Annotated in this window: 21 protein-coding genes; 7 read left to right on the plus strand and 14 right to left on the minus strand. The window is 74.4% G+C overall.

All coding sequences use genetic code 11. The annotated features are described in order from the left end of the window. Window positions 1-19: 19 nt before the first annotated feature. Window positions 20-1015: a DNA primase gene (locus tag ACZ6O5_RS11700; RefSeq protein ID WP_465976414.1), complete on the minus strand. Its 996-nt coding sequence runs from the start codon at window positions 1013-1015 to the stop codon at window positions 20-22. A 116-nt stretch (window positions 1016-1131) separates the two neighbouring features. On the opposite strand from ACZ6O5_RS11700, the gene ACZ6O5_RS11705 reads away from it, so the two are divergent. After that, complete coding sequence (locus ACZ6O5_RS11705) at window positions 1132-1473, plus strand: PadR family transcriptional regulator (RefSeq protein WP_465976416.1); 342 nt, start codon at window positions 1132-1134, stop codon at window positions 1471-1473. Window positions 1474-1529: 56 nt separating this feature from the next. Here ACZ6O5_RS11705 and ACZ6O5_RS11710 read toward each other — a convergent pair whose 3' ends face one another. The 10 genes from ACZ6O5_RS11710 to deoC all read right to left on the minus strand — a co-directional run bounded on the left by ACZ6O5_RS11710 (window position 1530) and on the right by deoC (window position 13040). Further along, window positions 1530-2213, minus strand: a complete 684-nt coding sequence (locus ACZ6O5_RS11710; RefSeq protein ID WP_465976417.1) for a permease prefix domain 1-containing protein — start codon at window positions 2211-2213, stop codon at window positions 1530-1532. Window positions 2214-2272: 59 nt separating this feature from the next. Further along, on the minus strand, window positions 2273-4114 hold the full coding sequence (gene cydC / locus ACZ6O5_RS11715) for a thiol reductant ABC exporter subunit CydC (RefSeq protein WP_465976419.1): 1842 nt from the start codon (window positions 4112-4114) through the stop codon (window positions 2273-2275). A 103-nt stretch (window positions 4115-4217) separates the two neighbouring features. Next, window positions 4218-5900: a thiol reductant ABC exporter subunit CydD gene (cydD, locus tag ACZ6O5_RS11720; protein ID WP_465976421.1), complete on the minus strand. Its 1683-nt coding sequence runs from the start codon at window positions 5898-5900 to the stop codon at window positions 4218-4220. After that, complete coding sequence (locus tag ACZ6O5_RS11725) at window positions 5897-6904, minus strand: cytochrome d ubiquinol oxidase subunit II (protein WP_465976423.1); 1008 nt, start codon at window positions 6902-6904, stop codon at window positions 5897-5899. Before ACZ6O5_RS11725 ends, cydD begins: the two co-directional genes overlap by 4 nt. 11 nt (window positions 6905-6915) lie before the next feature. Then, complete coding sequence (locus ACZ6O5_RS11730) at window positions 6916-8163, minus strand: cytochrome ubiquinol oxidase subunit I (protein ID WP_465976425.1); 1248 nt, start codon at window positions 8161-8163, stop codon at window positions 6916-6918. Between the two features lie 103 nt (window positions 8164-8266). Further along, window positions 8267-9172: a M56 family metallopeptidase gene (locus ACZ6O5_RS11735; protein WP_465976427.1), complete on the minus strand. Its 906-nt coding sequence runs from the start codon at window positions 9170-9172 to the stop codon at window positions 8267-8269. Between the two features lie 9 nt (window positions 9173-9181). Continuing rightward, complete coding sequence (locus tag ACZ6O5_RS11740) at window positions 9182-9598, minus strand: BlaI/MecI/CopY family transcriptional regulator (protein WP_107157189.1); 417 nt, start codon at window positions 9596-9598, stop codon at window positions 9182-9184. A gap of 160 nt (window positions 9599-9758) precedes the next feature. Then, window positions 9759-10583, minus strand: coding sequence for an aldehyde dehydrogenase family protein (locus tag ACZ6O5_RS11745; protein WP_107157190.1), 825 nt, complete (start codon window positions 10581-10583; stop codon window positions 9759-9761). Further along, window positions 10576-12006, minus strand: a complete 1431-nt coding sequence (locus ACZ6O5_RS11750) for an aldehyde dehydrogenase family protein (RefSeq protein ID WP_465976429.1) — start codon at window positions 12004-12006, stop codon at window positions 10576-10578. The genes ACZ6O5_RS11745 and ACZ6O5_RS11750 overlap by 8 nt, the downstream gene beginning before the upstream one ends. Window positions 12007-12011: 5 nt before the next feature. Beyond that, window positions 12012-13040 carry a deoxyribose-phosphate aldolase gene (gene deoC, locus ACZ6O5_RS11755; protein ID WP_465976431.1) on the minus strand — a complete coding sequence of 343 codons (1029 nt, stop codon included), beginning with the start codon at window positions 13038-13040 and terminating at the stop codon, window positions 12012-12014. 136 nt (window positions 13041-13176) lie between these two features. Here deoC and upp point away from each other — a divergent pair, with 136 nt between their 5' ends. Together upp and ACZ6O5_RS11765 are read left to right on the plus strand one after the other, a co-directional pair. Then, a complete protein-coding gene (gene upp / locus ACZ6O5_RS11760; RefSeq protein ID WP_396772968.1) occupies window positions 13177-13809 on the plus strand; it encodes a uracil phosphoribosyltransferase in 633 nt (210 codons plus the stop codon). Window positions 13810-13949: 140 nt separating this feature from the next. Beyond that, complete coding sequence (locus ACZ6O5_RS11765; protein WP_465976433.1) at window positions 13950-14633, plus strand: GOLPH3/VPS74 family protein; 684 nt, start codon at window positions 13950-13952, stop codon at window positions 14631-14633. 87 nt (window positions 14634-14720) lie between these two features. Here the strand turns inward: ACZ6O5_RS11765 and ACZ6O5_RS11770 are convergent, their stop codons facing one another. Together ACZ6O5_RS11770 and ACZ6O5_RS11775 are read right to left on the minus strand one after the other, a co-directional pair. Next, the gene (locus tag ACZ6O5_RS11770) at window positions 14721-16385 is read right to left on the minus strand and encodes a phospho-sugar mutase (protein ID WP_465976435.1); all 1665 of its coding nucleotides are present in this window, start codon (window positions 16383-16385) and stop codon (window positions 14721-14723) included. Between the two features lie 49 nt (window positions 16386-16434). Beyond that, the gene (locus tag ACZ6O5_RS11775) at window positions 16435-18450 is read right to left on the minus strand and encodes a serine/threonine-protein kinase (protein WP_465976437.1); all 2016 of its coding nucleotides are present in this window, start codon (window positions 18448-18450) and stop codon (window positions 16435-16437) included. A gap of 202 nt (window positions 18451-18652) precedes the next feature. Here ACZ6O5_RS11775 and ACZ6O5_RS11780 point away from each other — a divergent pair, with 202 nt between their 5' ends. Further along, entirely contained in the window at window positions 18653-20236 is a 1584-nt protein-coding gene (locus tag ACZ6O5_RS11780) for an acyl-CoA mutase large subunit family protein (RefSeq protein WP_465976439.1), read from the plus strand. A gap of 478 nt (window positions 20237-20714) precedes the next feature. Beyond that, the gene (locus ACZ6O5_RS11785) at window positions 20715-21974 is read left to right on the plus strand and encodes an amidohydrolase (RefSeq protein WP_281942918.1); all 1260 of its coding nucleotides are present in this window, start codon (window positions 20715-20717) and stop codon (window positions 21972-21974) included. On the opposite strand, the gene ACZ6O5_RS11790 is transcribed toward ACZ6O5_RS11785, so the two are convergent. Then, window positions 21931-22905, minus strand: coding sequence for a DUF4349 domain-containing protein (locus ACZ6O5_RS11790; RefSeq protein ID WP_465976441.1), 975 nt, complete (start codon window positions 22903-22905; stop codon window positions 21931-21933). The two genes, ACZ6O5_RS11785 and ACZ6O5_RS11790, sit on opposite strands and share 44 nt — an antisense overlap. A gap of 124 nt (window positions 22906-23029) precedes the next feature. On the opposite strand from ACZ6O5_RS11790, the gene ACZ6O5_RS11795 reads away from it, so the two are divergent. Together ACZ6O5_RS11795 and ACZ6O5_RS11800 are read left to right on the plus strand one after the other, a co-directional pair. Continuing rightward, window positions 23030-23662: an MBL fold metallo-hydrolase gene (locus tag ACZ6O5_RS11795; RefSeq protein ID WP_465976443.1), complete on the plus strand. Its 633-nt coding sequence runs from the start codon at window positions 23030-23032 to the stop codon at window positions 23660-23662. Continuing rightward, on the plus strand, window positions 23655-24635 hold the full coding sequence (locus ACZ6O5_RS11800) for a hypothetical protein (protein ID WP_465976445.1): 981 nt from the start codon (window positions 23655-23657) through the stop codon (window positions 24633-24635). Before ACZ6O5_RS11795 ends, ACZ6O5_RS11800 begins: the two co-directional genes overlap by 8 nt. Window positions 24636-24660: the final 25 nt, after the last annotated feature.

The following is a 24660-nucleotide window of genomic DNA, read 5'->3' on the forward strand; positions in this document are numbered from 1 at the left end:
TGATGCTCCCCGCTCCGGGTCAGTCGCGCCAGTCCACGACGGCAGAGATCTTGCCGACAATGGTGCGCCAACCCAAACTTGCGGTTTGTGCCCCGATTTTCTTCAGCCGGCGACGACCCAGGAAACCACCGATCCCGCCGTTGGCGGAAGCACGCAGCGCCTCATCCAGATCGTCCAGGCTGGAGCCGGCGGAGAGCATGTCCAGAACGGCCGGTAGCCGCAGGGCGTACGCCAGGTCACGGGCGACCTCGCCGGCCTCGATCAGCAGCGCCGGATCCCACGCGTCGTGCCCGCCGCGCAGGTTCTCCACCACCAGGTCGAGCTCGTAGGTGTCCTCGTCCAGCGGGGCCACGTCGGCCGGTTCGAGCCGTTCGGACAGTTCATTCCAGCTGTCCAGTTGAGAGAGGTCGTTGGGCGCACCGGAACGGATGAAAGTGACGAGCGACTCCGGCGTCTTGAAGAGCAGCAGCCGCCCCTTGTGGGTGAGGAAGACCGGCACCTCCTCGTCGCCCGCGGCGTCGTCGTCCTCGTCCTCGTCCGCCTCGTCGTCGCCGGGAACCGCCTCGTCGTCGGCGTCGTCGGCGCCGTCGGCGTCCGCGTCGGCCCTGCCGCGGCGGCGCTTCCCGTCAGACTTCTCGTCCTCGTCGTCCTCCTCGGCGGAGAGGGCGGCGAACTCCTCGTCGAGGATCACCACCTCCTCGTCCTCCTCGGTCTCGACGACCTGACGGCGGGCCAGGAAGGGATCGTCCTGGTCGCGCTCGGCGACGTCGGTCGGGGTCAGCTCGCGCGCCGGCCGGTAGGCCCGCAGCGTGAAGCCGGTGCCGGCGGGCAGGGCGATCTCCACCGGGTCGATCCGCACCTCGTCCCAGAGTGCGCGGTCCGCCGCCGGGCGGTCGACCTCGACCTCGTCTGCTGCGGCCGAGGCGTCGGTGTCGTCGAGCTCGGGCTCGTCGGCGTCGGGCCGTTGGGGCGACTGGCGGGCCACGCTGACCTCCGTGTGCGTCTGGGTGCCCACCCGGCGGCGTCGCGCCGCCGAGTGACTCTGCGCACATACCCTAGTGGGCAACCGGTTCCGACCGGGAGCCGCACCCCGGTGGCGTCCCGATCGCCCGACAAGTAGGCTTTCTACGCATGAGGGCGCAGGCGCTGCACGGACACCTGGACGCACTGCTGCTGGCCGTGCTGGAACAGGGCGCGCAGCACGGCTACGCGATCATCGAGGCGTTGCGGGCCCGCAGCGGCGGCACGCTGGACCTGCCCACCGGCACCATCTATCCGGCGTTGCGCCGGCTGGAACGGGCCGGCCTGGTGGCCAGCACCTGGAGCACCGTCAACGGCCGGGAACGGCGCACCTACCAGCTCACCGACGCCGGCAGCCGGGCACTGGCCGGGGAACGGGCCGGCTGGCGCGAGTTCAGCGCCACCGTGGGCCGATTCCTCGGCCCCGCCGAGCCGCCCGCGACGACCGCCTGAGCCGCCCGCGACGCGCCGGCCGGCACCGCCCGTCTGCGACACCGGCCTGAGCCGCCTCACCGACGGGCGAACCGTGGGCCGCGTGCGCTGAGCAGCCACCAGCGGGCCGACCGGGCCAGCGAGAACCAGGCCGCCGACGCCACCACCGCCCCGATGATCATCGGCGGCCAGGTCAGCGCCGCGTCCCACAGTCGCACCGACCAGCCGAACAGGGCGCCGCCGGCGAGCGCGCCGACCAGCAGCCCGCCGGTCAGCCCGAAGCCGACCGCGCGGGTCGACCGGACGAGCCCCGGCGAGTCCCGACGGGCGGCGAGCGCGCCGAGCGCCAGCCCGGCCAGCGCCAGCCCGGCGATCGTCCCCCAGATGCCGTGTATCGACGAGGCGAGCAGCAGGTAGCCCGCCGGCGGTCGCGGGCCGGCGCTCCAGCTCGACCCGGTCCAGGTGAGGTCCCCGGCGGCGATCAGCACCGCGGCGACCGCGAGCGTGCGCAGCGCCAGCCCGCGCAGCGCGCCGGCGGCCAGCTCGGCCTGGAAGCCCGGCGCGAGCTGGCCGACGGTGCCGAACTCGGCCACCGCACGCCGCTCCGCCTCCGCCCGCGACAGACCGCCCTCCCGGTACGCCTCGACGGCGTCCTCCAGCGCGTGCCGCGCCTCGGTCAGCAGGTCGGCCTTGAGCCGGGTCGGCCCGTGCAGCCGCCCGGACAGCTCACGCAGCCGGCCCTCGACCGGTAGCTCCCACATGGTCACCAGCCTGCCACCCGGGGCACGCCGGCGCGTCCGGGAATTCCCCCATTGCGGGCTCAGGGGGCGAGCGCCAGATATCCGCGCTCGGCCGCCGCCTGGCGCAGCCACTGCTCGCGGTACCAGCCGGGACGCGCCACCAGCTCCTCGTGCCGGCCGCGCTGCACCACGCCGCCGTCCTCCAGCACCACGATCTCGTCCAGCCCGGCCAGGCCGCTGAGCCGGTGGCTGATCAGCAGCACCGAGTGCCCGGCCGGAGTGGCGGCCAGGGTGGCGGCGAGCACCGCGTCCGCCGCCGCCGGGTCGAGACCCTCGGTCGGTTCGTCAAGCACCAGCACCGGCGGGGCGGCCAGCAACGCCCGGGCCAGCGCCAACCGTTGCCGCTGCCCACCGGAGAGCTGCCCGCCCTGCTCACCGACCACGGTGTCCCAGCCCTCGGGCTGGTCGCGTACCCAGTCCAGCAGCCCGGCCGCCCGGGTGGCCCCGGCCAGGTCCGCGTCGCCGGCGTCCGGGCGGCCCAGCAGCAGGTTCTCCCGCACCGTGGCGTGGAAGACGTACGCCTCGGCGAGCAGGCCGCCGACCACCCGGGGGAGCTGACCGGCCGGGTGCTCCGCCACCGGTACGCCGCCGACGGTGACCCGGCCGGCGTCGGGGTGGACCGCGCCGGTGAGCACCGCGGCCAGCGTGCTCTTGCCGGCCCCGCTCGGACCGACGACGGCCACCCGGCGGCCGGCCGGCAGGTCGAGGTCGACCCCGGCCAGCGCGGGCGCGGCACCGGCCCGGTAGCGGACCGTCACGCCTTCGAAGCGCACGTCGTGGCCGCTCGGCGCCGGCCCCGTCCGGCGTCCCGGGGCCGGCGCCGCGGGTTCGGTGAGCAGGTCGGCGACCCGGGCCAGGCCGGCCCGGAGTTGGGTCCGTTGCCGGGCGGCGGCGACCAGGGCGAGCGCCACCTCGACGGCGGCCAGCGTGCCCACCGCGAGCACGCCGACCAGCACCCCGCGCACGTCGGAGCGCAGCGCCACGAGCACCACGGCGGCGGCGGTGAGGCCGCCCACCAGCACGCCCGTCGCGTCCACCGCGAAGCCGACCGCGGCGAGCCGGCGTTCCAGCCGGGCCAGCCGGTCGGCCCGCCCGTTCGCGGCGGCCAGCGCGGCGTCGGCCGCCCCGAACGCGGCCAGGTCGGCGGCACCGTGGGTGAGGTCGACCGCGTCCACCGCGAGCGCGCCCCGCAGCGGGGCCACCTCGTCGGCGGCCCGACGGGTGAGCCGGGTGGCCAGCGCGGGCAGCGCCACCCCGGCCACCAGCAGGCCGACCGCGAGGACGCCGGCGGCCGGCGGTGAGATCAGCGCGGCGCCACCGACGGCGAGCAGGCTGACCAGCGCCGCCGCCGCACCCGGCACCAGCACTCGCAGGAGTAGGTCCTGGGCCGCCTCGACGTCGGAGACCAGCCGGCTGAGCGCGTCCCCGGTGCGCCGGTCGGCGGCGTCGCGCCGGGCCGCGAGCGTCGCGAAGACCCGGGCCCGGACGTCGGTGATCATGCGGAGCACGGCGTCGTGCCCGGCGAGCCGTTCGGTGTAGCGGAACACGCCCCGGCCGACCGCGAGCGCCCGGACCGCGACGATGGCCACGGTGAGCCGGTCCAGCGGCGGCCGGCCGGCGGCGCTCATCAGCAGCCAGGTGGCGGTGGCCATCAGGGCCAACCCGGCGAACTCGGTGGCCGCGGCGAGCAGCCCGGCACCCAGCAGCCGGCCCAGGTACGGCCGGGCCAGGCGCAGCACGACCCGCTCGGCGTCACGACGGGTCGGCGCCGGCGGTTCCGGCGCGCCGGACGGCTCCACCGGAACCCCGGTCGGCCCGGCGGGCACCCGGCCCACCGGCGTGACGCCGTCGCCGGCGGTCACCGGGCCACCGCCGTGCGGGCGTCGCGGCCGGTCACCGTCGTGCCGACGCGGCCGGTCACCGTCCTGCCGACGCGGCCGGCGGGTGCCGGGCGGGCGGGGGGCGTCATCGGGCCACCGCCGGGCCGGTGGTCGTCGGGCGCAGTTCGGTGACCCGGCCGTCCTCGACGCGCAGGATCCGGTCGGCGTCGGCCAGCAGCGCGGGCCGGTGCGCGACGAGCAGCGCGGTCCGGCCGGCGACCAGCCGGCGGGTGGCGTCCAGCACCACCGCCTCACTGGCGCTGTCCAGCCGGGCGGTCGGTTCGTCGAGCAGGACCAGCGGAGCGTCCCGCAGGAACGCGCGGGCCAGCGCGACGCGCTGCCGCTGCCCGCTGGACAGGCCGTGGCCGCGCTCGCCGAGCCGGGTGCCGAGCCCGTCGGGCAGCGCGCTGACCACCTCGTCCAGCGCGGCGTCGGCGACGGCGGCGGCCAGCGCGTCGTCCGGGGTGTCCGGCGCCCCGAGGCGGATGTTGTCGGCCAGGGAACCGGCGAACAGGTGTGCCCGCTGCGGCACCCAGGCCACCTCGCGGCGCCAGGCGTCCGGGTCGGCCCCGGCCAGGTCGGTCCCGTCGACGGTGACCCGGCCGGCGGTCGGCGCGACGAAGCCGAGCAGCAGGTTGAGCAGCGTGCTCTTGCCCGCGCCGCTGGGACCGATGATCGCCACCCGGTCGCCGGGCCGGATGGTCAGCGTGACGTCGCGCAGCGCGGTCGTCCGGTCGTACGCGACGGTCACGCCCTCGAAGCGGATCTCGCCGCGGCCGTCCGGCGTCGCGTCCCCGGCGGCGGCCGGGGCGGTCGGCGCGTCGGTCGCGGACAGCGTGAACGCCTCGTCCAGCGCCGCGAGCCCCTCCATGCTGGCGTGGAACCGGCTGCCGGCGGCCCGCAGCGGCAGGTACGCCTCCGGGGTGAGCAGCAGCACCAGCAGCGCGGTGGAGAGCGTGATCCCGCCGCCGAGCAGCCGGATGCCGACCGGCACCGCGACCAGCGCGACGGAGAGCGTGGCGACCAGCTCCAGCACCAGCGCGGAGAGGAACGCGATCCGCAGCGTCCGCATGGTGGCCTCGCGGTGGCCGTCGGCCATCCGGCGCACCACGTCGACCTGGGCCCGGGCCCGGCCGAACGCGCGCAGCGTGGGCAGCCCGGCGACCATGTCGAGGAAGTGGCCGCCGAGCAGCGACAGCCGTCGCCACTGCCGTTCGGTGGCGGCCTGCGCCTGCCAGCCGAGCAGCGCGCCGAAGATCGGGATGAGCGGGATGGTGAGCGCGATGATCAGCGCCGAACTCCAGTCGGCGAACACGATCCGGGCCAGCACCGCCGCCGGCACGGTCACGCTGAGCACGAGCTGGGGGAGGTACCCGGTGAAGTAGGGGTCGAGCGCGTCCAGCCCGCGCCCGGCCAGCGTGGCGAGCTGCCCGGCCCGCCGGCCGGCGACCCAGGTGGGACCGTGCCGGCCGACCGCGCGGAGCAGGTCGGCCCGGAGCGCGGCCTTGACCGTCGCGGCGGCCCGCGCCGCCACCGTGCCCTGCGCCCAGCTCACCAGCGCCCGGGCCGCGACCGCGGCCAGGAAACCGGCGAGCGCCGGCCGGTGTAGCCGCCCGTCGATCGCGGTGGCCAGCAGCGTGGCCAGCGCGGTGGCCTGGGCGACCACCAGCAGCGCGGTCAGGCCGCCCAGCACCGCGAGCACGGCGAGGTCGCGCCGGGCCGCGGGGACCCGGCGCAGCAGACGCGGATCGAACGGGCGGCGGTTCACCAGTACACCGGTGCCCTGCCGTCGATCCGTCCTCGGAACACCCACCAGCACATCGCCTGAAAGCCTAGTAGGGCCGGCAGGAGCGGCAGCACGAGCCAGCCCAGCAGCGCCAGCGTCGGGCGGCTGGCGGCGGCCCCGGTGACCGTCAGCGAGGCCGCCGGGTCACCGGTGGCGACCAGGATCCGGGGCCAGAGCGCGGCCCCGACCAGCGGCGCCGGCAGCGCCAGCGCCGTCGTGGTCGCCGCGAACGCCACCCCGGCCCGGCCCCGGCGCAGCGCCGCGCGGGCCACCAGCAGCGCCCCCACCAGCACCAACGGCAGGAGTACGGCGAGCGCCGGTCGCGCCACGGCGGCGCGTACCCGATCGGAGAGCAGGCCCAGGACGGTGGTCGCGGCGACCGCGGTGAGTGCGGCGGGCACCAGGCCGCGGGCCAGCCGGGCGAGGGCCGGGGCGTCGGCGGGCGGCAGCCGGAGCGTGAGGAACGTCGCACCGTGCACCGCGACCAGCGTGAGCAGCGTCAGCCCGGTGGCGGCCACGAACGGAGTCACCACGTGGCCGACGCCGGCCACGTGCCCGTCGGTGGTCAGTGGCACGCCCTGGAGCAGCCCGCCGAGCAGCGCGCCCCAGCCCAGCGCGGCCAGCACGCCGCCGACGACCACGATCCGGTCCCAGCCGGCCCGGGTCGCCTCGCCGCCGGCCCGGCCGCGCAACTGCACGCCGGCGGTCACCAGCACCACCCCGGCCAACGCGCCCAGCACCACCGGGTAGAAGCCGGCGAGCAGCTCACCCTCCAGCGTGGGGAACGCGCCGAACAGGATGCCGACGGTGGCCACCAGCCAGACCTCGTTGCCGAGGAAGAACGGCCCGACCGCGGTGAGCGCGGCCCGACCGGTGCCCGCTCCGGCACGGCGGGCCAGCAGCAGGCCGACGCCGTAGTCGTAGCCACCGAGCACCAGGTAGGTGGCGAAGAAGAGGCCGAGCAGGGCGTACCAGGCGAGTTCCACGGCGGGCTCCCTCAGGCGAACACGGGCTGGTGGTGGGCGTCGGTGTCGGGCGCGGGCGGGCGGCCCAGCGCGGGGTCGAGCGCGCCCCGGGCGGCGTGCCGGGCCAGCAGCGTCCAGTTGGTGACCGCGAGCGCGCCGAGCAGCAGGCTGAACGCGATCAGTGAGGCGAGCATCAGCGTGGGCGACACCGGCGAGACGGCCCGCTCGGTGGGCAGCAGCCCGTACGCCACCCAGGGCTGGCGGCCCACCTCGCGGGCGATCCAGCCGAGCAGCACGGCCACGAACGGCAGCGGCAGGCCGAGCAGGAGCAGCCAGAGCGGGAACCGCAGCCGGATGATCCAGTCGCGCCAGAGCAGCGGCAGCAGCAGCCAGACGCAGCCGAGTGCGAAGCCGATCAGGATCATGAAGCCGAGCCCGACGCTGGACAGCACCGGCGGCTCCCAGTCGCCCGGGCCGAACCGGGCGGTCCAGTCGGCGACCATCGCGTCCCGGTCCGGACCGCCGCCGAACTTGGTGGGCTGGAGCTGACCGACCGGGCCGAACTGGGCGAAGCCGAAGCCCTGCAACGCGCTCACCGCGAGCGCCGCGGCGACCAGGCCGAGCCGCAGCGAGGTGCGGAACAGCAGGAAGTCCGGGGTGCGCCGGAGCAGGTGCCACGCGCTGACGGCGGCCATCAGCAGCCCGCCGGTGACCAGGCTCGCGGACACCACGTGGCCGAACGCGAAGCCGAACGTGGGGTTGGTGACCAGTGCGCCGAAGTCGGTGAGGTGGGCCACGCCGTCGCGCACCTCGTAGCCGACCGGGTGCTGGAGCCAGGCGTTCGCCACCATGATCCAGAACGCCGACGCGTACGCGGTCAGCGCGACGCCCCAGAGCAGCGCCAGGTGCACGCCGCGCCGCAGCCGGTGCCACCCGAAGATCCACATCCCGAGGAACGTGGACTCCAGGAAGAACGCGACGAGCGTCTCGATGGCCAGCGGCGCGCCGAACACGTTGCCCACGTAGCGCGACAGGCCGCTCCAGTTCAGCCCGAACTGGAACTCCATCACGATCCCGGTGGCGATGCCGAGCACGTAGTTGATCACGTAGAGCTGGCCCCAGAACCGGGTCAGCCGCTCGTAGACCGGCTTGCCGGTGAGGTAGCCGGCGGTCTGGAGGCCGACGAGCAGCGTGACCAGGCCGAGCGTGACCACCACGAACAGGAAGTGGATCGAGGTGGTGGTGGCGAACTGGAGGCGGGCGAGGAGCAGGGGGTCCATGGCGCGTTCTCCCACGGGTTGGCTCGCTTGTCATAGGCACCCTACACGTAGACTTTCTACCTATGCGGACCCGTGAACCCGGAGTAACCCCGTAGGGGGCGGCTCAGCTCAGGAACAGGGAGACCGGCAGCGCGACGAGCGTGCCGGCGACGGCCAGCGCGGTGGCGCCGAGCACCCGGGGCGGGCGGTCCGCCACCAGGAGACGCTGCACCCGTACGTCGAGGTCCCGGTCGCCGATGCCGAGCGTGCCGGCCGGCGTCACCCGGTGCCCGGCGGCGGCGAACCGACGCAGCGCACCGGCCAGCGGCTCGTCCGCGTGCAGCTCCCGGGCCTTGTCGTCGGCGCGCATCTCGACCAGCAACGCCACCCGCGCGTGCGCGTCGCGCACCCAGCGGAACCAGGGCAGCGCCCGGCACAACGCGGTGAACGGCAGCAGCACCAGGTCGTGCCGCTCCTGCGCGTGCGCCCGCTCGTGGGTGAGCACCGCCGCCAGCTCGGCCGGGTCCAACAGGTCGACGGTGCCGGCGCTCACCACCACGCGGGGACGCACCCCGGGCAGGCAGTACGCCGCCGCACTCGGATGGTCGAGCACCAGCGCGCCGGGCACCGTCGGATCGCGCCGGGCCACCAGGCTCAGCAGCTCCCGGTGCCGGCGCTGGGCGCGGACCGCGCCGTGCACGGCGCGCACCGTGGTGGTGACCAGCACCGCGCCGATGCCGAAACCGACCCCCACCAGGCTGAGGTGCACCGCGCCCAGGCCGGCCGGCAGCGTGCCGTGGGCCAGGTCGTCACCGAGCGCCAGCAGTGCGCTCCCGGTCGGCCGGTCGTAGGCGGCCAGCCCGACCGCCATCGGCAGCCCCATGGCGGACAGCCCCAGCGCCAGCCCGACCGCCTGCCAGCAGACGATCGCCACCCGCGGCGCGCGCCACGTCCACCGCGCGGCGGCGAGGACCTGCGCGGTCAGCCAGCAGGCCAGGACGGTGGCGGCGAAGTGCACGGCGTACGCCACGACAGCCGCCTACCGGTCCGTCGCCTCGTCGAGCGCCGGCCCGCCCGGTCGCGGGTCGGCCAGCCCGGCCTCGGCGCCGAGCGCGGCGCGGAGCACGTCCGCCTCCGTGCCGGTGACCGAGCGGGCGAAGCGCACCAACGCGGCGTCCCGGCTGCCGCCGAGATCGAGCGCGTCGAGCATGAGCTGGGCGATGTGCGCCTCGCGGGTGGCCGCCGGCCGGTACCGCCAGGCCCGCCCCTCCCGCTCGCGCTGGACCATGCCCTTGCCGGCGAGCCGGTCCAGCACCGTCATCACGGTGGTGTAGGCCAGCTCACGCCCGTCGAGGGCGTCGGCGACCTCGCGCACGGTCACCCCGTCCGACGTGGCGGGCACCGAGTCCCACAGCACGTCCATCACCGCACGCTCAAGGTCCCCCAGCCGAGTCACCCGCCAATCCTACCCCCCGTAGTAGACCCACCCCACCCCCGCCGCCGCCCCCACCCACCCCCACCCCGCTCCCGCCCCTGATTCACGGAAAGAGTGGCCATCCAGGCGCGGATGGCCACTCTTTCCGTGAAAGTGCGGGGATCTTGCGGGGGTGAGGGGGTCAGACGCCCTTGGGGTGCCAGACGGTCTTGGTCTCCAGGAGCGTGGTCATCCGGGTCAGACCCGGGTCGGTGTGCCAGTCGTGGTCGGCCGGGGCCGGCCGGAGCACCCGCTTGAGGTTCTCCGCGGCCTTGACCTCCAGCTCCACCGCCAGCTCGGCGTCCGCCACACCGGTCAGGTCGATCGCGTTGACGTCCATGTGCGCGGCAAGCGTCGGCGCCGTCTCGGTGATCCTGCCGGTGAGGATGTTCACCACGCCGCCCGGCAGGTCGGAGGTGGCCAGCACCTCGGCCAGCGTGACCGCCGCCAGCGGCGCGGCCGGGGAGGCGGCCACCACCACCGTGTTGCCGGTGACGATCGCCGGGGCGATCACGCTCACCAGGCCGAGCAGCGCCGGGGACTCCGGGGCCACCACGGCGACCACGCCGGTCGGCTCCGGCGCGGACAGGTTGAAGTACGGGCCGGCCACCGGGTTCGCCCCGCCGTAGACCTGGGGGAGCTTGTCGGACCAGCCGGCGTACCAGACCCAGCGGTCGATCGCGGCGTCCACCTCGTCGGCCGGGACGCCGAGCGCCACGAACTGCTCGCGCCGGCCCTCCAGCATCTCGGCGACCCGGTAGAGGATCTGACCCCGGTTGTACGCGGTCGCTCCGGCCCAGCCCTTCACCGCGGCCCGGGCTGCGACCACCGCGTCCCGCGCGTCCTTGCGGGAGGCCAGCGACACGTTGGAGTCCTGCACGAGATACGACCGTCCCGACTCGCTGCGCGGGAACTTCCCGCCGATGAAGAGCTTGTACGTCTTGCGTACCGCGACCCGCTCAGACATTGAGGTACGCCTCCAGCCCCTGCCGGCCGCCCTCGCGACCGTAGCCCGACTCCTTGTAGCCGCCGAACGGTGAGGTCGGGTCGAACTTGTTGAACGTGTTGGCCCACACCACCCCGGCGCGCAGCCGGTCGGCCACCCACAGGATCCGGGAACCCTTGTCGGTCCAGATCCCGGCCGACAGCCCGTACGGCGTGTTGTTGGCCTTCTCCACCGCCTCCGCCGGGGTGCGGAACGTCAGCACGGACAGCACCGGGCCGAAGATCTCCTCGCGGGCGATCCGGTGCGCCTGGGTGACCCCGGTGAAGATGGTCGGCGCGAACCAGAACCCGCGGTCCGGCAGCTCGCACGGCGGCGACCAGCGCTCGGCCCCCTCGGCGGCGCCGACGTCGGACAGCTCGCGGATGCGCGCCAACTGCTCAGCCGAGTTGATCGCGCCGACGTCGGTGTTCTTGTCCAGCGGGTCACCGACCCGCAGCCGGGCCATCCGGCGCTTGAGCGACTCCAGCACCTGTTCGGCGACCGACTCCTGGACCAGCAGCCGGGACCCGGCGCAGCAGACGTGCCCCTGGTTGAAGAAGATGCCGTTGACGATCCCCTCGACCGCCTGGTCGACCGGGGCGTCGTCGAAGACGATGTTGGCGGCCTTGCCGCCCAGCTCCAGGGTGAGCTTCTTGCGGGTGCCGGCGACCGCGCGGGCGATGGCCTTGCCGACCTCGGTGGAGCCGGTGAACGCGACCTTGTCCACGCCCGGGTGCTCGACCAGCGCGCGGCCGGTGTCGCCGGCCCCGGTGACGATGTTGACCACACCGGCCGGCAGGTCGGCCTGCTGGCAGATCTCGGCGAACAGCAGCGCGGTCAGCGGCGTGGTCTCGGCCGGCTTCAGCACCACCGTGTTGCCGGCGGCGAGCGCCGGGGCGATCTTCCAGGCCAGCATGAGCAGCGGGAAGTTCCACGGGATGACCTGCGCGGCCACGCCCAGCGGCTTCGGCTCGGATCCGAAGCCGGCGTGCTCCAGCTTGTCCGCCCAGCCGGCGTAGTAGAAGAAGTGCGCGGCGACCAGTGGCAGGTCGACGTCGCGCGACTCCTTGATCGGCTTGCCGTTGTCAAGCGACTCCAGCACGGCCAGCTCGCGCGAGCGCTCCTGGATGATCCGGGCGATCCGGAACAGGTACTTCGCCCGGTCCCGGCCCGGCATCGGACCCCAGACCTTCTCGTACGCCGTCCGGGCGGCCCGGACCGCGCGGTCCACGTCCGCGCTGCCGGCCTCGGCGATCTCGGCCAGGACCTCCTCGGAGGCCGGGTTGATCGACTTGAAGCTGCCACCGTCGGCCGGGTCGACGAACTCTCCGTCGACGAAGAGCCCGTACGAGGGCCTGAGGTCGACCACCGAGCGCGACTCGGGGGCGGGTGCGTATTCGAACATCGCGGTCAGTCCAGGGTGAAGTAGTCGGGGCCGGCGTAGACGCCGGTCGTCAGCTTGGTGCGCTGCATCAGCAGGTCGTTGAGCAGGCTGGACGCGCCGAACCGGAACCAGTCCGGGTCGAGCCAGTCGGCGCCGACCGTCTCGTTGACCATGACCAGGTACTTGATCGCGTCCTTGGTGTTCTTGATGCCGCCGGCCGGCTTCACGCCGACCTGCCGCCCGGTGGCGGCGCGGAAGTCGCGGACCGCCTCCAGCATCACCAGCGTCACCGGCAGCGTGGCCGCGACCGGGACCTTGCCGGTGGAGGTCTTGATGAAGTCACCGCCGGCCAGCATGGCGAGCCAGGACGCGCGCCGCACGTTGTCGTAGGTGGCCAGCTCGCCGGTCTCCAGGATCACCTTGAGGTGGGCGTCCCCGCAGGCCTCCTTGGTGGCCACGATCTCGTCGTAGACCTCCTGGTAGCGGCCGGCCAGGAACGCGCCTCGGTTGATCACCATGTCGATCTCGTCCGCGCCGGCCTCGACGGCCACCCGGACGTCGGCGAGCTTGATCTCCAGCGGGGCCTGCCCGGACGGGAACGAGGTCGCCACGCTGGCCAGGTGCACAGTGCCAACTCCGGCCGGCGCGGCGCCGTGCGCCTGTCCCGGTCCGCCGGATGGCCGCCCGGAGCCGGCATCGCTGCCGCGCAGCACCTCGGCCACGTACGGGACCATCGCCGGGTAGACGCAGACCGCGCCGACGTGCGGGCAGGACGGGTCGGCCGGGTCGGGACGCAGCGCCTTGGCCGCCAGCGCCCGCACCTTGCCCGGGGTGTCGGCCCCTTCGAGGGTGGTCAGGTCGACCATCCGGATGGCCAGGTCGATCGCCTCGGCCTTGGCCGTGGTCTTGATGGAGCGGGTGCCGAGCTGGGCCGCCCGCTGCTCCGCGCCGACCTGGTCCACGCCCGGTAGGCCGTGCAGGAAGGTCCGCAGAGCGGTCTCGGATCGTCCCAGCTCGGAGAGGTCCGACCGGGCCGACGTCGCTGTCGCCGTCATGCCCCGAATAGTACGCACCCGCGAGTCGAGTGATCTTGGTCACGGCCGAGGGGTTGTATCCGGCACACGTGAGCGGTGTCGCTGGTCCGCCCGCACCCGCCGTACGCCGGGCCGGGGACCGGTAGGTTGAGCGATCGTGGACGTAACCGTCATTGACCATCCGCTCGCCCAGACGCGACTGACCGCCATGCGGGACGCCCGGACCGACTCCTCGTCGTTCCGGGCGGCGCTGCGCGAACTCACCACCATGCTGGTGTACGAGGCCGCACGCTCCTTCCCCGTCGAGAACTACTCGATCCAGACCCCGGTCACCGCCACCGAGGGCACCCGGCTGGCCAACCCGCCGCTGCTCGTGCCGGTGCTGCGGGCCGGGCTCGGCATGGCCGACGCCGCGCTCGCCCTGGTGCCCGAGTCGTCGATGGGCTTCGTGGGCCTGGCCCGCGACGAGGAGACGTACGAGCCGCGGGCGTACATGGAGTCGCTGCCCCGGGACCTCAGCGGCCTGCCGGTGCTGGTGCTCGACCCGATGCTGGCCACCGGCGGCTCGCTGGAGCACTGCTGCCGGCTGCTCGCCGACCGGGGCTGCACCGACATCACCGTGCTCTGCGTGCTGGCCGCCCCGGTCGGCATCGAGCGGCTGGAGCGGAGCGGCCTCCCGCTGCGCCTGGTCACCGCGTCCATCGACGAGGGCCTGAACGACAAGATGTTCATCGTCCCCGGCCTCGGCGACGCCGGCGACCGCCAGTTCGGCGGCATGCCCCGCTTCTGACGCCCGGGTTGTCGCTGATTCACGGAAAGAGGGCGCATTTCCCCCCGGAAAGGCCCGCTTTCCGTGAATCAGGCGACCGGGGGGACGCGACCCCGGAGAGTTGGTGCGCGGGGTGCGGGGAGGCGCTAGCGTTCCGGGCCATGACTGGTGTTGCGCTCGCCGAGGAGTTGCTCCTCCTCGCGTATGACGACGAATCCGGCAAGGCCGCCATGCCCCGGATCAGCCTGGACCTGGGCATGGCCGCGGCGGTGCTGGTCGAGCTGGCCCTGGCCGGCCGGATCGCGTACGCGGACGGGAACCTCGCGGTGGTCGACCCGGCGCCGACCGGCGAGCCGATCGCGGACGCGGTGCTCGCCAAGATGGCCGCGGACACCCCGCACACGCCGTCGTCCTGGGTGCAGCGCCTGCGGCACGGGCTGCGCGACAAGATCCTCGGCGACCTCTGCGAACGCGGCGTGGTCCGCGACGTCGACGAGACCGAGCTGGGCTTCATCCACGTGCACCGCTACCCGGTGGCGGACGCCTCGGTCGAGGCGGACATCCGACGGCGGCTGGCCGACGCGCTGACCAGCGGGCAGCTCCCGGACGAGCGGACCGCCGCGCTCGCCACGCTGGTCGCGGTGCTGCGGATGGAACCGGCGCTCGGCCTCACCGGCGCTGCCGCCGACGACGCCGGCAAGCGCCTGGAGGAGATCGCGGCCGGCGCCGGCTTCTCCGGCACGGTGAGCCTGGACGACAGCGTGGTACGCCCCTCGGTCAGCTTGGTGATCGTCGCGCTGGGCCAGGCGGTCGACGCCGCCCTCGGCAAGCGGCCCAGCGTGTAAGGCGGGGCCCCCTGTTAACGCATCCGGTATAGATGGGGCCCCTTCTCACACTCAGGTGTTAAGAGGGGGCCCCTGCTTGCACCACGGTCAGAGGCCCAGCGCGGCGGCGATCTCGGTGCGCAGCTCGGTGACGGCCGCCCGGGCGCGGCTGCGGGCCGCCGGCACGTCGCCGTCGGTCACCGGCGCCACCACCTCCAGGTATGCCTTCAGCTTCGGCTCGGTGCCGGAGGGCCGGATGACCACCCGGGCGGCGTCGGTGCGCAGGATCACCACGTTCGCCTCGGGGAGCAGGTCGGACGCCTCGGCGACCGGCTGCCCGAGCAGCGACGTCGGGGTGGCCGCCCGGATCCGCGCCATCGCGTCGGCGATCACCCGCAGGTCCTCCACCCGCACCGAGAGCTGGTCGGTGTGGTGCACGCCGAACTCGGCGGCCAGCTCGTCCAGCCGGTCGGTGAGCGTCCGGCCCTGGGCCTTGAGGCCGGCGGCCAGCTCGGCGACGGTCAGCGCGGCGGTGATGCCGTCCTTGTCCCGCACGTGCCCCGGCGCGACGCAGTAGCCAAGCGCCTCCTCGTAGCCGTACACCAGCGGCTCCCGGCCGCCGCCGGCCCGGACGATCCACTTGAACCCGGTCAGCGTCTCGTCGTAGGGCAGCCCGCGTGCCTCGGCCATCGCCCGCAGCAGCGTCGACGAGACGATGGTGGTGGCGTACAGGCCGGTCACGCCGCGCCGCATCAGGTGGTCGGCGAGCAGCGCGCCCACCTCGTCGCCGCGCAGCATCCGCCAGGACCCGGCATCGCGTACGGCCACCGCGCACCGGTCCGCGTCCGGGTCGTTGGCGATCGCCAGGTCGGCGCCGGTGCGGTCGGCGAGCGCGACCAGCAGGTCCACCGCGCCCGGCTCCTCCGGGTTGGGGAAGTGGACGGTCGGGAACGCCGGATCCGGTTCCGCCTGCTCGGGCACCACCCCGGGCACACCGAAGCCGGCCCGCGCGAACGCGGCGGTCAGCACCGCCGCGCCCACCCCGTGCAGCGGCGTGTACGCCACCCTCAGGTCGCGTGGGCCGGCCGGGTCCACCACCGCGGCGGCCCGGTCCACGTACGCGGCGACCAGCTCGTCACCGAGCACCTGGCCGGCCGGGCCGAGCGGCACCCGGGCGAGCGGGCCGACCGCCCGGATGGCGGCCTCGATGCCGGCGTCGGCCGGCGGCACGATCTGCGCCCCCGCGCCCAGCTCACCGCCGAGCTGCGCGCCCAGGTACACCTTGTAGCCGTTGTCCTGCGGCGGGTTGTGGCTGGCGGTGACCATCACGCCGGCGACCGCGCCGAGCTGCCGGACCGCGAACGCCAGCACCGGCGTGGGCAGCGGGCGGGGCAGCAGCAGCGCCGGCCGGCCCGCGCCGGTGGCCACCTGCGCGGTGCGCTCGGCGAACGCGCGGGAGCCGCGCCGGGCGTCGTACCCGATCACCAGCGGGCCCTCGCCGCCCTGGGCGGCGAGCCAACCGACCAGCCCGGCGGCGGCCTGGGTGACCACGGCGAGGTTCATCCCGTTGGGCCCGGCGCGCAGCGGGCCGCGCAGGCCGGCGGTGCCGAACGTCAGCGGGCCGGCGAACCGGTCGGCCAGCTCGGCGGCCGTGCCGGGCAGCCCGTCGAGGACGGCGCGCAGCTCGTCCCGGTCGGCCGGGTCGGGGTCGTCGGCGAGCCAGCGCTCGGCTGAAACGCGAAGGTCGTCAAGGTCAGTGGTGTCCGCCGCCATGGCCTCTTGATAGCACGGCGACGGATCACCACCGGTCGTCGGCCTCGACTCAGTTGTCGGCCGTGAGCTGGAACGAACCGGCCATCGCGTCGAAGATCGGCTTACTCTCGGCGAACCGTGCGTCGGTGGAGGAGAGGTAGAACGAGTAGACCTTGCCGTCCTTGACCAGGCCCCGCCAGATGCCGTGCCGCATGGCGTCGCCCTCGCCGCAGGTGTACTCGACCTGGCCCGCGCTCTGGCCGGCGAGCGGCTGCTCGGAGACCGACACCTCGGTGTAGGGGGCCGGGCAGTTCTTGCTCTTGGCGCTGTTCTTCTTCAGGTTGCGCGAGGCGAACTCGGCCCAGCTGATCGAGGTGCCGCCCCACTCCTCCGCGATGACCCGCACCTTGCGGCCCTCGTCGTTCGGGTCGACGTAGTCGACGTAGAGACCGCCGGTCTGCCGCTGCCAGCCCTTCGGCACCTGGATGGTGACGCCCTTGACGGTCTGCTCCTGCATCTCCGGCGCGGCGGCGGCCGAGTTCGACGGCAGCGTGCCCACGATCGGCGGCGGCGTGTCGTCACCGCCGCCGCTGGTCAGCGCGATCACGCTCACCAGCAGCACCACGGCCAGGCCGCCGGCGGCGGCGAGCTGGACCTTGCGGGGCCACGCCCTGACCTTGCCGAGCAGCCCCGAAGGCCGGCCCCCGCCCGCGGCCGGCGCGGTGGCCGGCGTGGTCCACGGCTGGCCGGTGCCCGGCACCGACCACTGCCCGCCGCCGCCGTACACCGGCTGGGTGGCGTCGGCGTTGCCGCCGTAGGTGGCCGGCGTGGCGGTGGGGACGTGCTGGGTGGCGTCCGTGCCCGCGCCCTGGTCGAACCGGACGGTGGCGTCCGCAGAGATGCGCTGGGTGGCCTCGGGCGCGTCCGGCCCGGACATCGCGCCGGTCGGCGTGTGCAGTGGGCCGGCGAGCGCGTCGGCGCTGGTCTCGTCGAGCGCCCCGGCGCCGGTCGCCGGCTTCGCGGCGGGGCGCTCCCCGCGCCGCAGCGCGGCGAGGCGGTCGGTGAGCGACTCGCTCGGGCCGATCATCGCCCGGCCGCCGATCTGCCCGCTGGGCTTCGGCTCCGGCGCGGCCGGCGGCGGCGTGGTCGGGCGCGGCACCGGCACCACGGCGTACGGGTCGGTGACCGAGTTGACCGCGGTGGCGGTGCTGGTCAGCGGGCCGGCGAGCAGCTCGCGCAGCATGGCCCGGGCCCGGTGCACGTCGAGGCGGCGGGCCGGGTCCTTCTCCAGCAGGCCCATCAGCACGCCGGTGAGCGGGCCGCTGCGCTGCGGCGTGGCGGGCGGGTCCTCGACCACGGCGTGCATGGTCTCGATCGGGTCGCCCTTGTCGAACGGAGGCCGACCCTCGACCGCGGTGTAGAGCGTCACGCCGAGCGAGAACAGGTCGCTGGGCGGGCCGAACTCCTGGCCCATGGCCCGCTCGGGGGAGATGAAGTGCGGCGAGCCGAGCACCATGCCGGGCGTGGTGAGCTGCACGTCGGTGGGCATCCGGGCGACGCCGAAGTCGGTCAGCACGCAGCGCCCGTCGGAGCAGATCAGCACGTTGGCCGGCTTGACGTCGCGGTGCAGCACGCTGAGCGCGTGCGCCACCTCCAGCGCGCCGAGCAGCGCGATGCCGATCTTGGCGACCGCACGCGGCGCGACCGGCCCGTCCTCGATCACCATGTCGGCCAGGCTGCGGGCGTCCAGCAGCTCCATCACGATCCACGGCCGGCCACCCTCGGTGACCACGTCGTAGACCTGCACCACGGCCGGGTGCTGGATCGCGGCGGCGGCGCGGGCCTCGCGCAGCGTCCGTTCGTAGAGCGCGTCGCGGTCGCTGGGGGCGAGCCCCGGCGGGAGGACGACCTCCTTGACCGCCACGTCGCGGCGCAGAAGTGTGTCTGTGGCCCGCCAGACCGTGCCCATGCCGCCGTTGCCCACCGGGGATCGCAGCGAGTAGCGACCACCGATGGTGGTGCCGGGCGCCGCGCGTCCAGTGGGGGGACTGGCCGGTCCGCCGCTCCACGTCGGAATCTGAGTCACAGAAAAGCCACCGGGGGATATCGAGGGGGCTGGGACACAACCCCTCTATCTTGCTGGTTCCGACGCCCGATGCGAAACCCGACGCGGCGGGCGTTTACCTACTCGACGGTATGTGGCCAGCTACTCACCTCCGGTGGGCCGCCGGTGCCGGTGTGCGGTATCCCTCACCCACCGGGCGGCGACCGCGTCCTACCATCCGGTAATGAGTGATGCGCGGTCAAGCGAGTCGGGTTTCCCGATCAAGGGCGTCTACACGGCGGCCGACCTTCCGGCGGACCTGGACGCCCGACTCGGTGAGCCGGGCGAGTACCCGTACACCCGCGGGGTCTACCCGACGATGTACACGTCCCGGCCGTGGACCATGCGGCAGTACGCCGGCTTCGGCACCGCCACCGAGAGCAACGCGCGTTACCACCAGCTCCTGCGGGCCGGCACCATGGGCCTGTCGGTCGCGTTCGACCTGCCCACCCAGATGGGGTACGACTCGGACGACCCGATCGCGCACGGCGAGGTGGGCAAGGTCGGCGTCGCCATCGACTCCATCGAGGACATGCGCACGCTCTTCGGCGGGATCCCGCTGGACAAGGTCTCCACCTCGATGACCATCAACGCCCCCGGCTCGGTGCTGCTGCTGCTCTACCAGCTCGTGGCGGAGGAGACCGGGGTGCCGGGCGGGGCGCTCAACGGCACCATCCAGAACGACATCCTCAAGGAGTACATCGCGCGGGGGACGTACATCTTCCCGCCGAAGCCCTCGCTGCGGCTGGTCGCCGACACCTTCGCCTACTGCCGGGCCGAGGTGCCGAAGTGGAACACCATCTCCATCTCCGGCTACCACATGGCCGAGGCCGGCGCGTCGCCCGCGCAGGAGATCGCGTTCACGCTGGCCAACGGCGTGGAGTACGTCCGGGCGGCGCTGGCGGCCGGGCTGGCCGTGGACGACTTCGCGCCCCGGCTGTCGTTCTTCTTCGTGGCCCGCACCACGCTGCTGGAGGAGGTCGCCAAGTTCCGCGCGGCCCGCCGCATCTGGGCCCGCCTGATGCGCGACGACTTCGGCGCGAAGAACCCGAAGTCGCTGATGCTGCGGTTCCACACCCAGACCGCCGGTGTGCAGCTCACCGCGCAGCAGCCGGAGGTCAACCTGGTCCGGGTGGCGGTGCAGGGCCTGGGCGCGGTGCTCGGCGGCACCCAGTCGCTGCACACGAACAGCTTCGACGAGGCGATCGCGCTGCCCACCGAGAAGGCGGCCCGGCTGGCGCTGCGGACCCAGCAGGTGCTGGCGTACGAGACGGATCTCACCGCCACCGTCGACCCGTTCGCCGGGTCGTACGTGATCGAGGCGATGACCGACGAGCTGGAGGCGGCGGCGGTCGAGCTGATGGACCGGGTGTTCGACCACGGCTCGGCGGTGGACGCCATCGAGGCCGGCTTCCAGAAGCGGGAGATCGAGCAGTCCGCGTACCGGATCGCCCAGGAGATCGACGCGGGCGAGCGGGTGGTGGTCGGGCTGAACCGGTTCCGGGTCGACGAGGAGGAGCCGTACGAGCCGCTGCGGGTGGACCCGTCGATCGAGGCGGCCCAGGCCGACCGGCTGGCCAGGCTGCGCGCCGAGCGGGACCCGGGAGCGGTCGAGCGGGCGCTGACCGAGCTGCGCGCCGCGGCCGAGGGTGACGCGAACGTGCTCTATCCGATGAAGGAGGCGCTGCGGGCCCGGGCCACGGTGGGCGAGGTCTGCGGGACGCTGCGCGGCGTGTGGGGGGTCCACCGACCGAGTGACCGGTTCTGAGACGTCGGTGACGGCGGCCCCGCCGGCAGTGCCCGGCGCGGGCCGCCGTTCGCATTCTGGCGGGTGTGCGATTTTGTCAGGCGGGTAACTCGTTCGGGTGAACGGGACGGACAGCATGTGCGGTCGGTGAGCGGACGGCCATGTCACCGTCGGGAGTCGCCCGACAGCCGACGGTTGTCGGGCAATTGTCGGAGTGGCAGTTAATTGCCGCGACTAATGCGACAATTCGGAACGACGACTCGGCTTTTGGTAATCGATGAATCGGTTACGCGTTGTAGGAGGTGGGGGGCAGATGACCGCGTCCGACCACGATCTACCTGCTGTCCCGCAGATATTCGAGCGCTCCCACCAGGGCATTCGTGACGCTGCGCGGTCCGATCGCTACGCGAAAGATGTTGCGCAGCGTCACCGTCGGGGGTCTAGGCTGTCTGCTGTTCTGCCCGATGATCCATCCCTCTCAAGTGATCGAGAATTCGACGTGACGAGTGCGTTGACGCTGCCCTCGGGCGGCCCGCTGGCGTCGTCCCGGCCCGAGGCGCCGACCGGTTCCCAGCCCCTGCCCTTCGAGCTCGACCATCTGCTCGCGCTGCGGGTGCCCGGCCTCATCGCGACCCGCCGTCACATCCACTCCCACCCGGAACTGTCCGGCGAGGAGTTCGAGACGGCCGCCCTGGTGCACCGGGAACTCTCCCTCGCCGGGCTGAGCCCGCGCCTGCTGCCGAAGGGCAACGGCGTCATCTGCGACATCGACGGCCGCCCCGACGGGCCGGTGGTCGCGCTCCGCGCCGACATCGACGCGCTGCCGCTCAGCGACCCGAAGGACGTGCCGTACCGCTCGACGGTGGACGGCGTCTGCCACGCCTGCGGCCACGACGTGCACACCGCCGTGCTGCTCGGCGTCGGCATGCTGCTCGCCCAGCTCGCCGACCTCGGCGAGCTGGACGGCCGGGTGCGGCTCATCTTCCAGCCGGCCGAGGAGATCCTGCCCTGCGGCTCGCTGGAGGTGATCGAGGCCGGCGGCCTCGACGACGTGGTGCAGATCTTCGCGCTGCACTGCGACCCGAACCTGCCGGTCGGCAAGGTCGGCCTGCGGGTCGGCCCGATCACCGCCGCCGCCGACAACGTCACCGTCCGGCTCACCGGGCCGGGCGGGCACACCGCCCGGCCGCACCTGACCGTCGACCTGGTCGACGCGCTCGGCCGGCTGGTCACCGAGGTGCCGACGCTGATCAGTCGCCGGGTGCCGGCCAACAGCGGGCTGCTGCTGGTGTTCGGCCACGCCTCGGCCGGCACCCGCTACAACGTCATCCCCTCCGAGGCGTCCGCCGCCGGCACGCTGCGGGTGATGGACCGGGAGACCTGGGAGCAGGCTCCCAAGATCGTGGCCCAGGTGGTGCGGGACGTGCTCGCCCCCACCGGCGCCACCGTCGACCTGGAATACCTGCGCGGTCGCCCGCCGGTGACCAACGACGCCGGGGCCATCGGCGTGCTCACCGCCGCCACCGCGTCGGCGCTCGGGCCGGAGGGCATCGCCGAGACGCCGCAGAGCATGGGCGGCGAGGACTTCTCGTGGTACCTGGAGCACGTGCCCGGCGCGCTCGCCCGCCTCGGCGTCGGCCGGAACGGTCCCAACATGGACCTGCACCGGGCCTCCTTCGACGTGGACGAGCGCGCCATCGAGGCGGGCGTACGCCTCATGGTCCAGACCGCGCTGCGGGCACTGGCGGCGGCGCGCTGACCGGACCGCCGCCCGGCCCGACCGGCGGCGGCGGTCCCATCGGGTACCGGCCGGGCGGCGGCGTCCGCCGGGCCCGCACCCGCCGCCGCCAGCGCAGCAGCAACCACAGCGGTACGCCGATCACCACCGCGAACGGCAGCACGGCGCCGAGCACGGTGAGCAGCACACGTACCGAGGTGAGGAACACCGCCCAGCCGCCGCCCAGCCCGGAGAGGAAGCCGAGGTCGGCACCCTCCTCGGCGGTGCTGGCGTCGCGACCCAGGAACGTCACGGTGATGGTGGAGAGCGCGGTCAGGTCGGCCAGCCGGCGCTTGCGTGCCTCCAGCGCGGCCAGGTCGGCCTGCCGGGTGCCCACCTCGTTCTCCAGCGTGACGAGCTGATCCACGGAACTCGCCTGGGCGAGCAGCTTGCGGGCGCTCTCCACCCGGGCCCGCTGGGTGGCGATCCGGGCGTCCAGGTCGACCACCTGCTCGGTGACGTCCTCGGTGCGGATCTCCCGGCGCTCCTGCCGGCCGTAGCCGGCGAGCTGGTCGATCACGCCGGCGAACTTGTCGGCCGGCACCCGCAGGGTCAGCACCGCCCGGGCGTCCGCCGACGAACTGGACCGCCGGTCCCCGCCGACGAAGCCGCCGGCCGCGGTGACCGCGGTGGTCGCCTCCCGCGCCGCGGCGTCCACGTCGTCCACCCGCACCTGCATCGTGCCGGTGTAGATGATGGACCGTTGGTCCACCCGCAGGTCGGCGCCGCCGGTCCCGCCCGGCGCCGCCTGGTCCCGGTCCGGCGCGGCGCCACCCTCGGCAGCCGGTGCCGCCGCGTCGCGGCCACCGCTGCTCCCATCGCTGTCCCCGCCGGCGCTGCACGCGCCCACGGCCAGCATCGCGACCAGGCCCACCGCCACCAGGGACCCGCCCCGGAGTCGTCGTCCACCCATTCCCCGCTCCGATCGTCGTCTCGGCCCCGCCAGCCGGGACCGATACCTCGGACGCGACGCGTGGTCGCGCCGGTTCCGGCAGACTGCGCTGAGGACGTCACGATTCGATATTGGAGGAGTCACGATGCGGCTCACCAAGTACGCGCACTCCTGTCTCCGGCTGGAGCACGACGGGGGAGTGCTGGTCGTCGACCCCGGTGTCTTCAGCGACGCGGCCGGGGCGCTGGACGGGGCGGACGCGGTGCTTGTCACCCACGAGCACCCGGACCATGTGGACGTCGCCGCGCTGAGCCGGGCGCTGGAGCGGCGGGCGGTGCCGGTGCACGGCCCCGCCTCGCTCGCCGGCGTGCTCGGCGACGCCGCCGAGGCGTTCGTCGTGGTCACGCCCGGTGAGTCGTTCACCGCCGCCGGCGTACCGGTGCGCGCGTACGGGGGGCAGCACGCGGTCATCCACCCGGACATCCCGGTGATCCCGAACCTGGGCTACCTGTTCGCCGACACGGTCTACCACCCGGGCGACGCGTTGGTCGCCCCCGACGACGTCCGGGTGGACACGCTGTTCGCCCCGATCCACGCGCCCTGGTCGAAGTTCTCCGAGGTGCTCGACTTCATCCGCGCGGTCGCCCCACGCCGCGCGTACGCGCTGCACGACGGGCTGCTCAACGCCAACGGCCTCGGCGTGCTGGACCGGCAGTACACCGCGATGTCCGGCACCGACTACCGCCGTCTGGAGCCGGGCACCCGGATCGATGCCTGACGTTCCCGCCGACCTGATCCGGCGGCTCTACGTCACGCCGCCGGACCGGTTCGTCGCGGCCCGGGACGCCGCCGTCGCGCAGGCGCGGGAGGCCGGCGATCCGCGTACCGCCCGGGAGATCGGCCGGCTGCGACGCCCCACGGTCGCGGCCTGGCTGGTCAACCTGCTCGCGATCCGGCGACCCGAATTGGTCGCCGACCTCGCCCAGCTCGCCGACTCGCTCCGCGCCGCCCAACGCGACCTGCGCGGCGGCAAGCTGCGGGAACTCTCCGCCCAGCGGCGCGCCGTGGTGGGCGCGCTGGTCGCCGAGGTACGCAAGCTGGCCGCCGCCGAACCCGCCGCGCCGCCGGCCGGCAAGCTGCCGCTGGGCGAGGTGGAGGCGACGCTCAACGCCGCGCTCTCCGACACCGAGGTGGCCGAGCAGGTACGCGCCGGCCGGCTGCTGCGGGCCAGCCACTACGCCGGGTTCGGCGAGGTGCCCCGCCCGCAGCTCCGGCTGGTGACCGGCGGCGAGGACACGGCCGGCGTACCGGAGCGGGCGGGTGAGTCCGGCGGGCCGGACCGGGCGGGTAGGTCCGGCGGGCCGGACGGGGCGACCGCGCGGGCCGAGGCGCGGCGGGCCCGCGACCAGCGGGCGGCGCGGGCCGAACGGGCCGCCCGGCGGCGGGCGGCGACCCGCGAGCTGGCGAAGGCCCACACGGACCTGGAACGGGCCGAACAGGAACTGGCCGGGGCGGGCGCGGCCGAACGGGACGGTGTGGCGGCGCTGGACCGGATCGAGACCGAGCTGGCCGAGCTGGAACGCCGCCGGGCGGTGGCCGAACAGGAGCTGAGCCGGGCCCGGCTGGCCCGTCGGGGCGCGGAACGGACGGTCACCGCCGCCCGGCGGCGGGCCGGCGAGGTGGAGGCCGTGTTGGAGGCGCTCGACGCCGAAGAGGGGGATGCCGAAGACGGTGACGACCGGGCAGACTGAGCGTGATGAACGACCACGGTGGACG

It is taken from the genome of Micromonospora sp. NPDC049201, from assembly GCF_055586805.1.

What these genes read in the sequence shown, in the direction of transcription:
- ACZ6O5_RS11750 (WP_465976429.1), bottom strand. Translation starts at nt 12,006, where the DNA reads ATGTTCGAATACGCACCCGCCCCCGAGTCGCGCTCGGTGGTCGACCTC.
- ACZ6O5_RS11705 (WP_465976416.1), top strand. Translation starts at nt 1,132, where the DNA reads ATGAGGGCGCAGGCGCTGCACGGACACCTGGACGCACTGCTGCTGGCC.
- ACZ6O5_RS11800 (WP_465976445.1), top strand. Translation starts at nt 23,655, where the DNA reads ATGCCTGACGTTCCCGCCGACCTGATCCGGCGGCTCTACGTCACGCCG.
- ACZ6O5_RS11790 (WP_465976441.1), bottom strand. Translation starts at nt 22,905, where the DNA reads ATGGGTGGACGACGACTCCGGGGCGGGTCCCTGGTGGCGGTGGGCCTG.
- ACZ6O5_RS11710 (WP_465976417.1), bottom strand. Translation starts at nt 2,213, where the DNA reads ATGTGGGAGCTACCGGTCGAGGGCCGGCTGCGTGAGCTGTCCGGGCGG.
- ACZ6O5_RS11780 (WP_465976439.1), top strand. Translation starts at nt 18,653, where the DNA reads ATGAGTGATGCGCGGTCAAGCGAGTCGGGTTTCCCGATCAAGGGCGTC.
- ACZ6O5_RS11765 (WP_465976433.1), top strand. Translation starts at nt 13,950, where the DNA reads ATGACTGGTGTTGCGCTCGCCGAGGAGTTGCTCCTCCTCGCGTATGAC.
- ACZ6O5_RS11770 (WP_465976435.1), bottom strand. Translation starts at nt 16,385, where the DNA reads ATGGCGGCGGACACCACTGACCTTGACGACCTTCGCGTTTCAGCCGAG.
- ACZ6O5_RS11730 (WP_465976425.1), bottom strand. Translation starts at nt 8,163, where the DNA reads ATGGACCCCCTGCTCCTCGCCCGCCTCCAGTTCGCCACCACCACCTCG.
- ACZ6O5_RS11745 (WP_107157190.1), bottom strand. Translation starts at nt 10,583, where the DNA reads ATGTCTGAGCGGGTCGCGGTACGCAAGACGTACAAGCTCTTCATCGGC.
- ACZ6O5_RS11795 (WP_465976443.1), top strand. Translation starts at nt 23,030, where the DNA reads ATGCGGCTCACCAAGTACGCGCACTCCTGTCTCCGGCTGGAGCACGAC.
- deoC (WP_465976431.1), bottom strand. Translation starts at nt 13,040, where the DNA reads ATGACGGCGACAGCGACGTCGGCCCGGTCGGACCTCTCCGAGCTGGGA.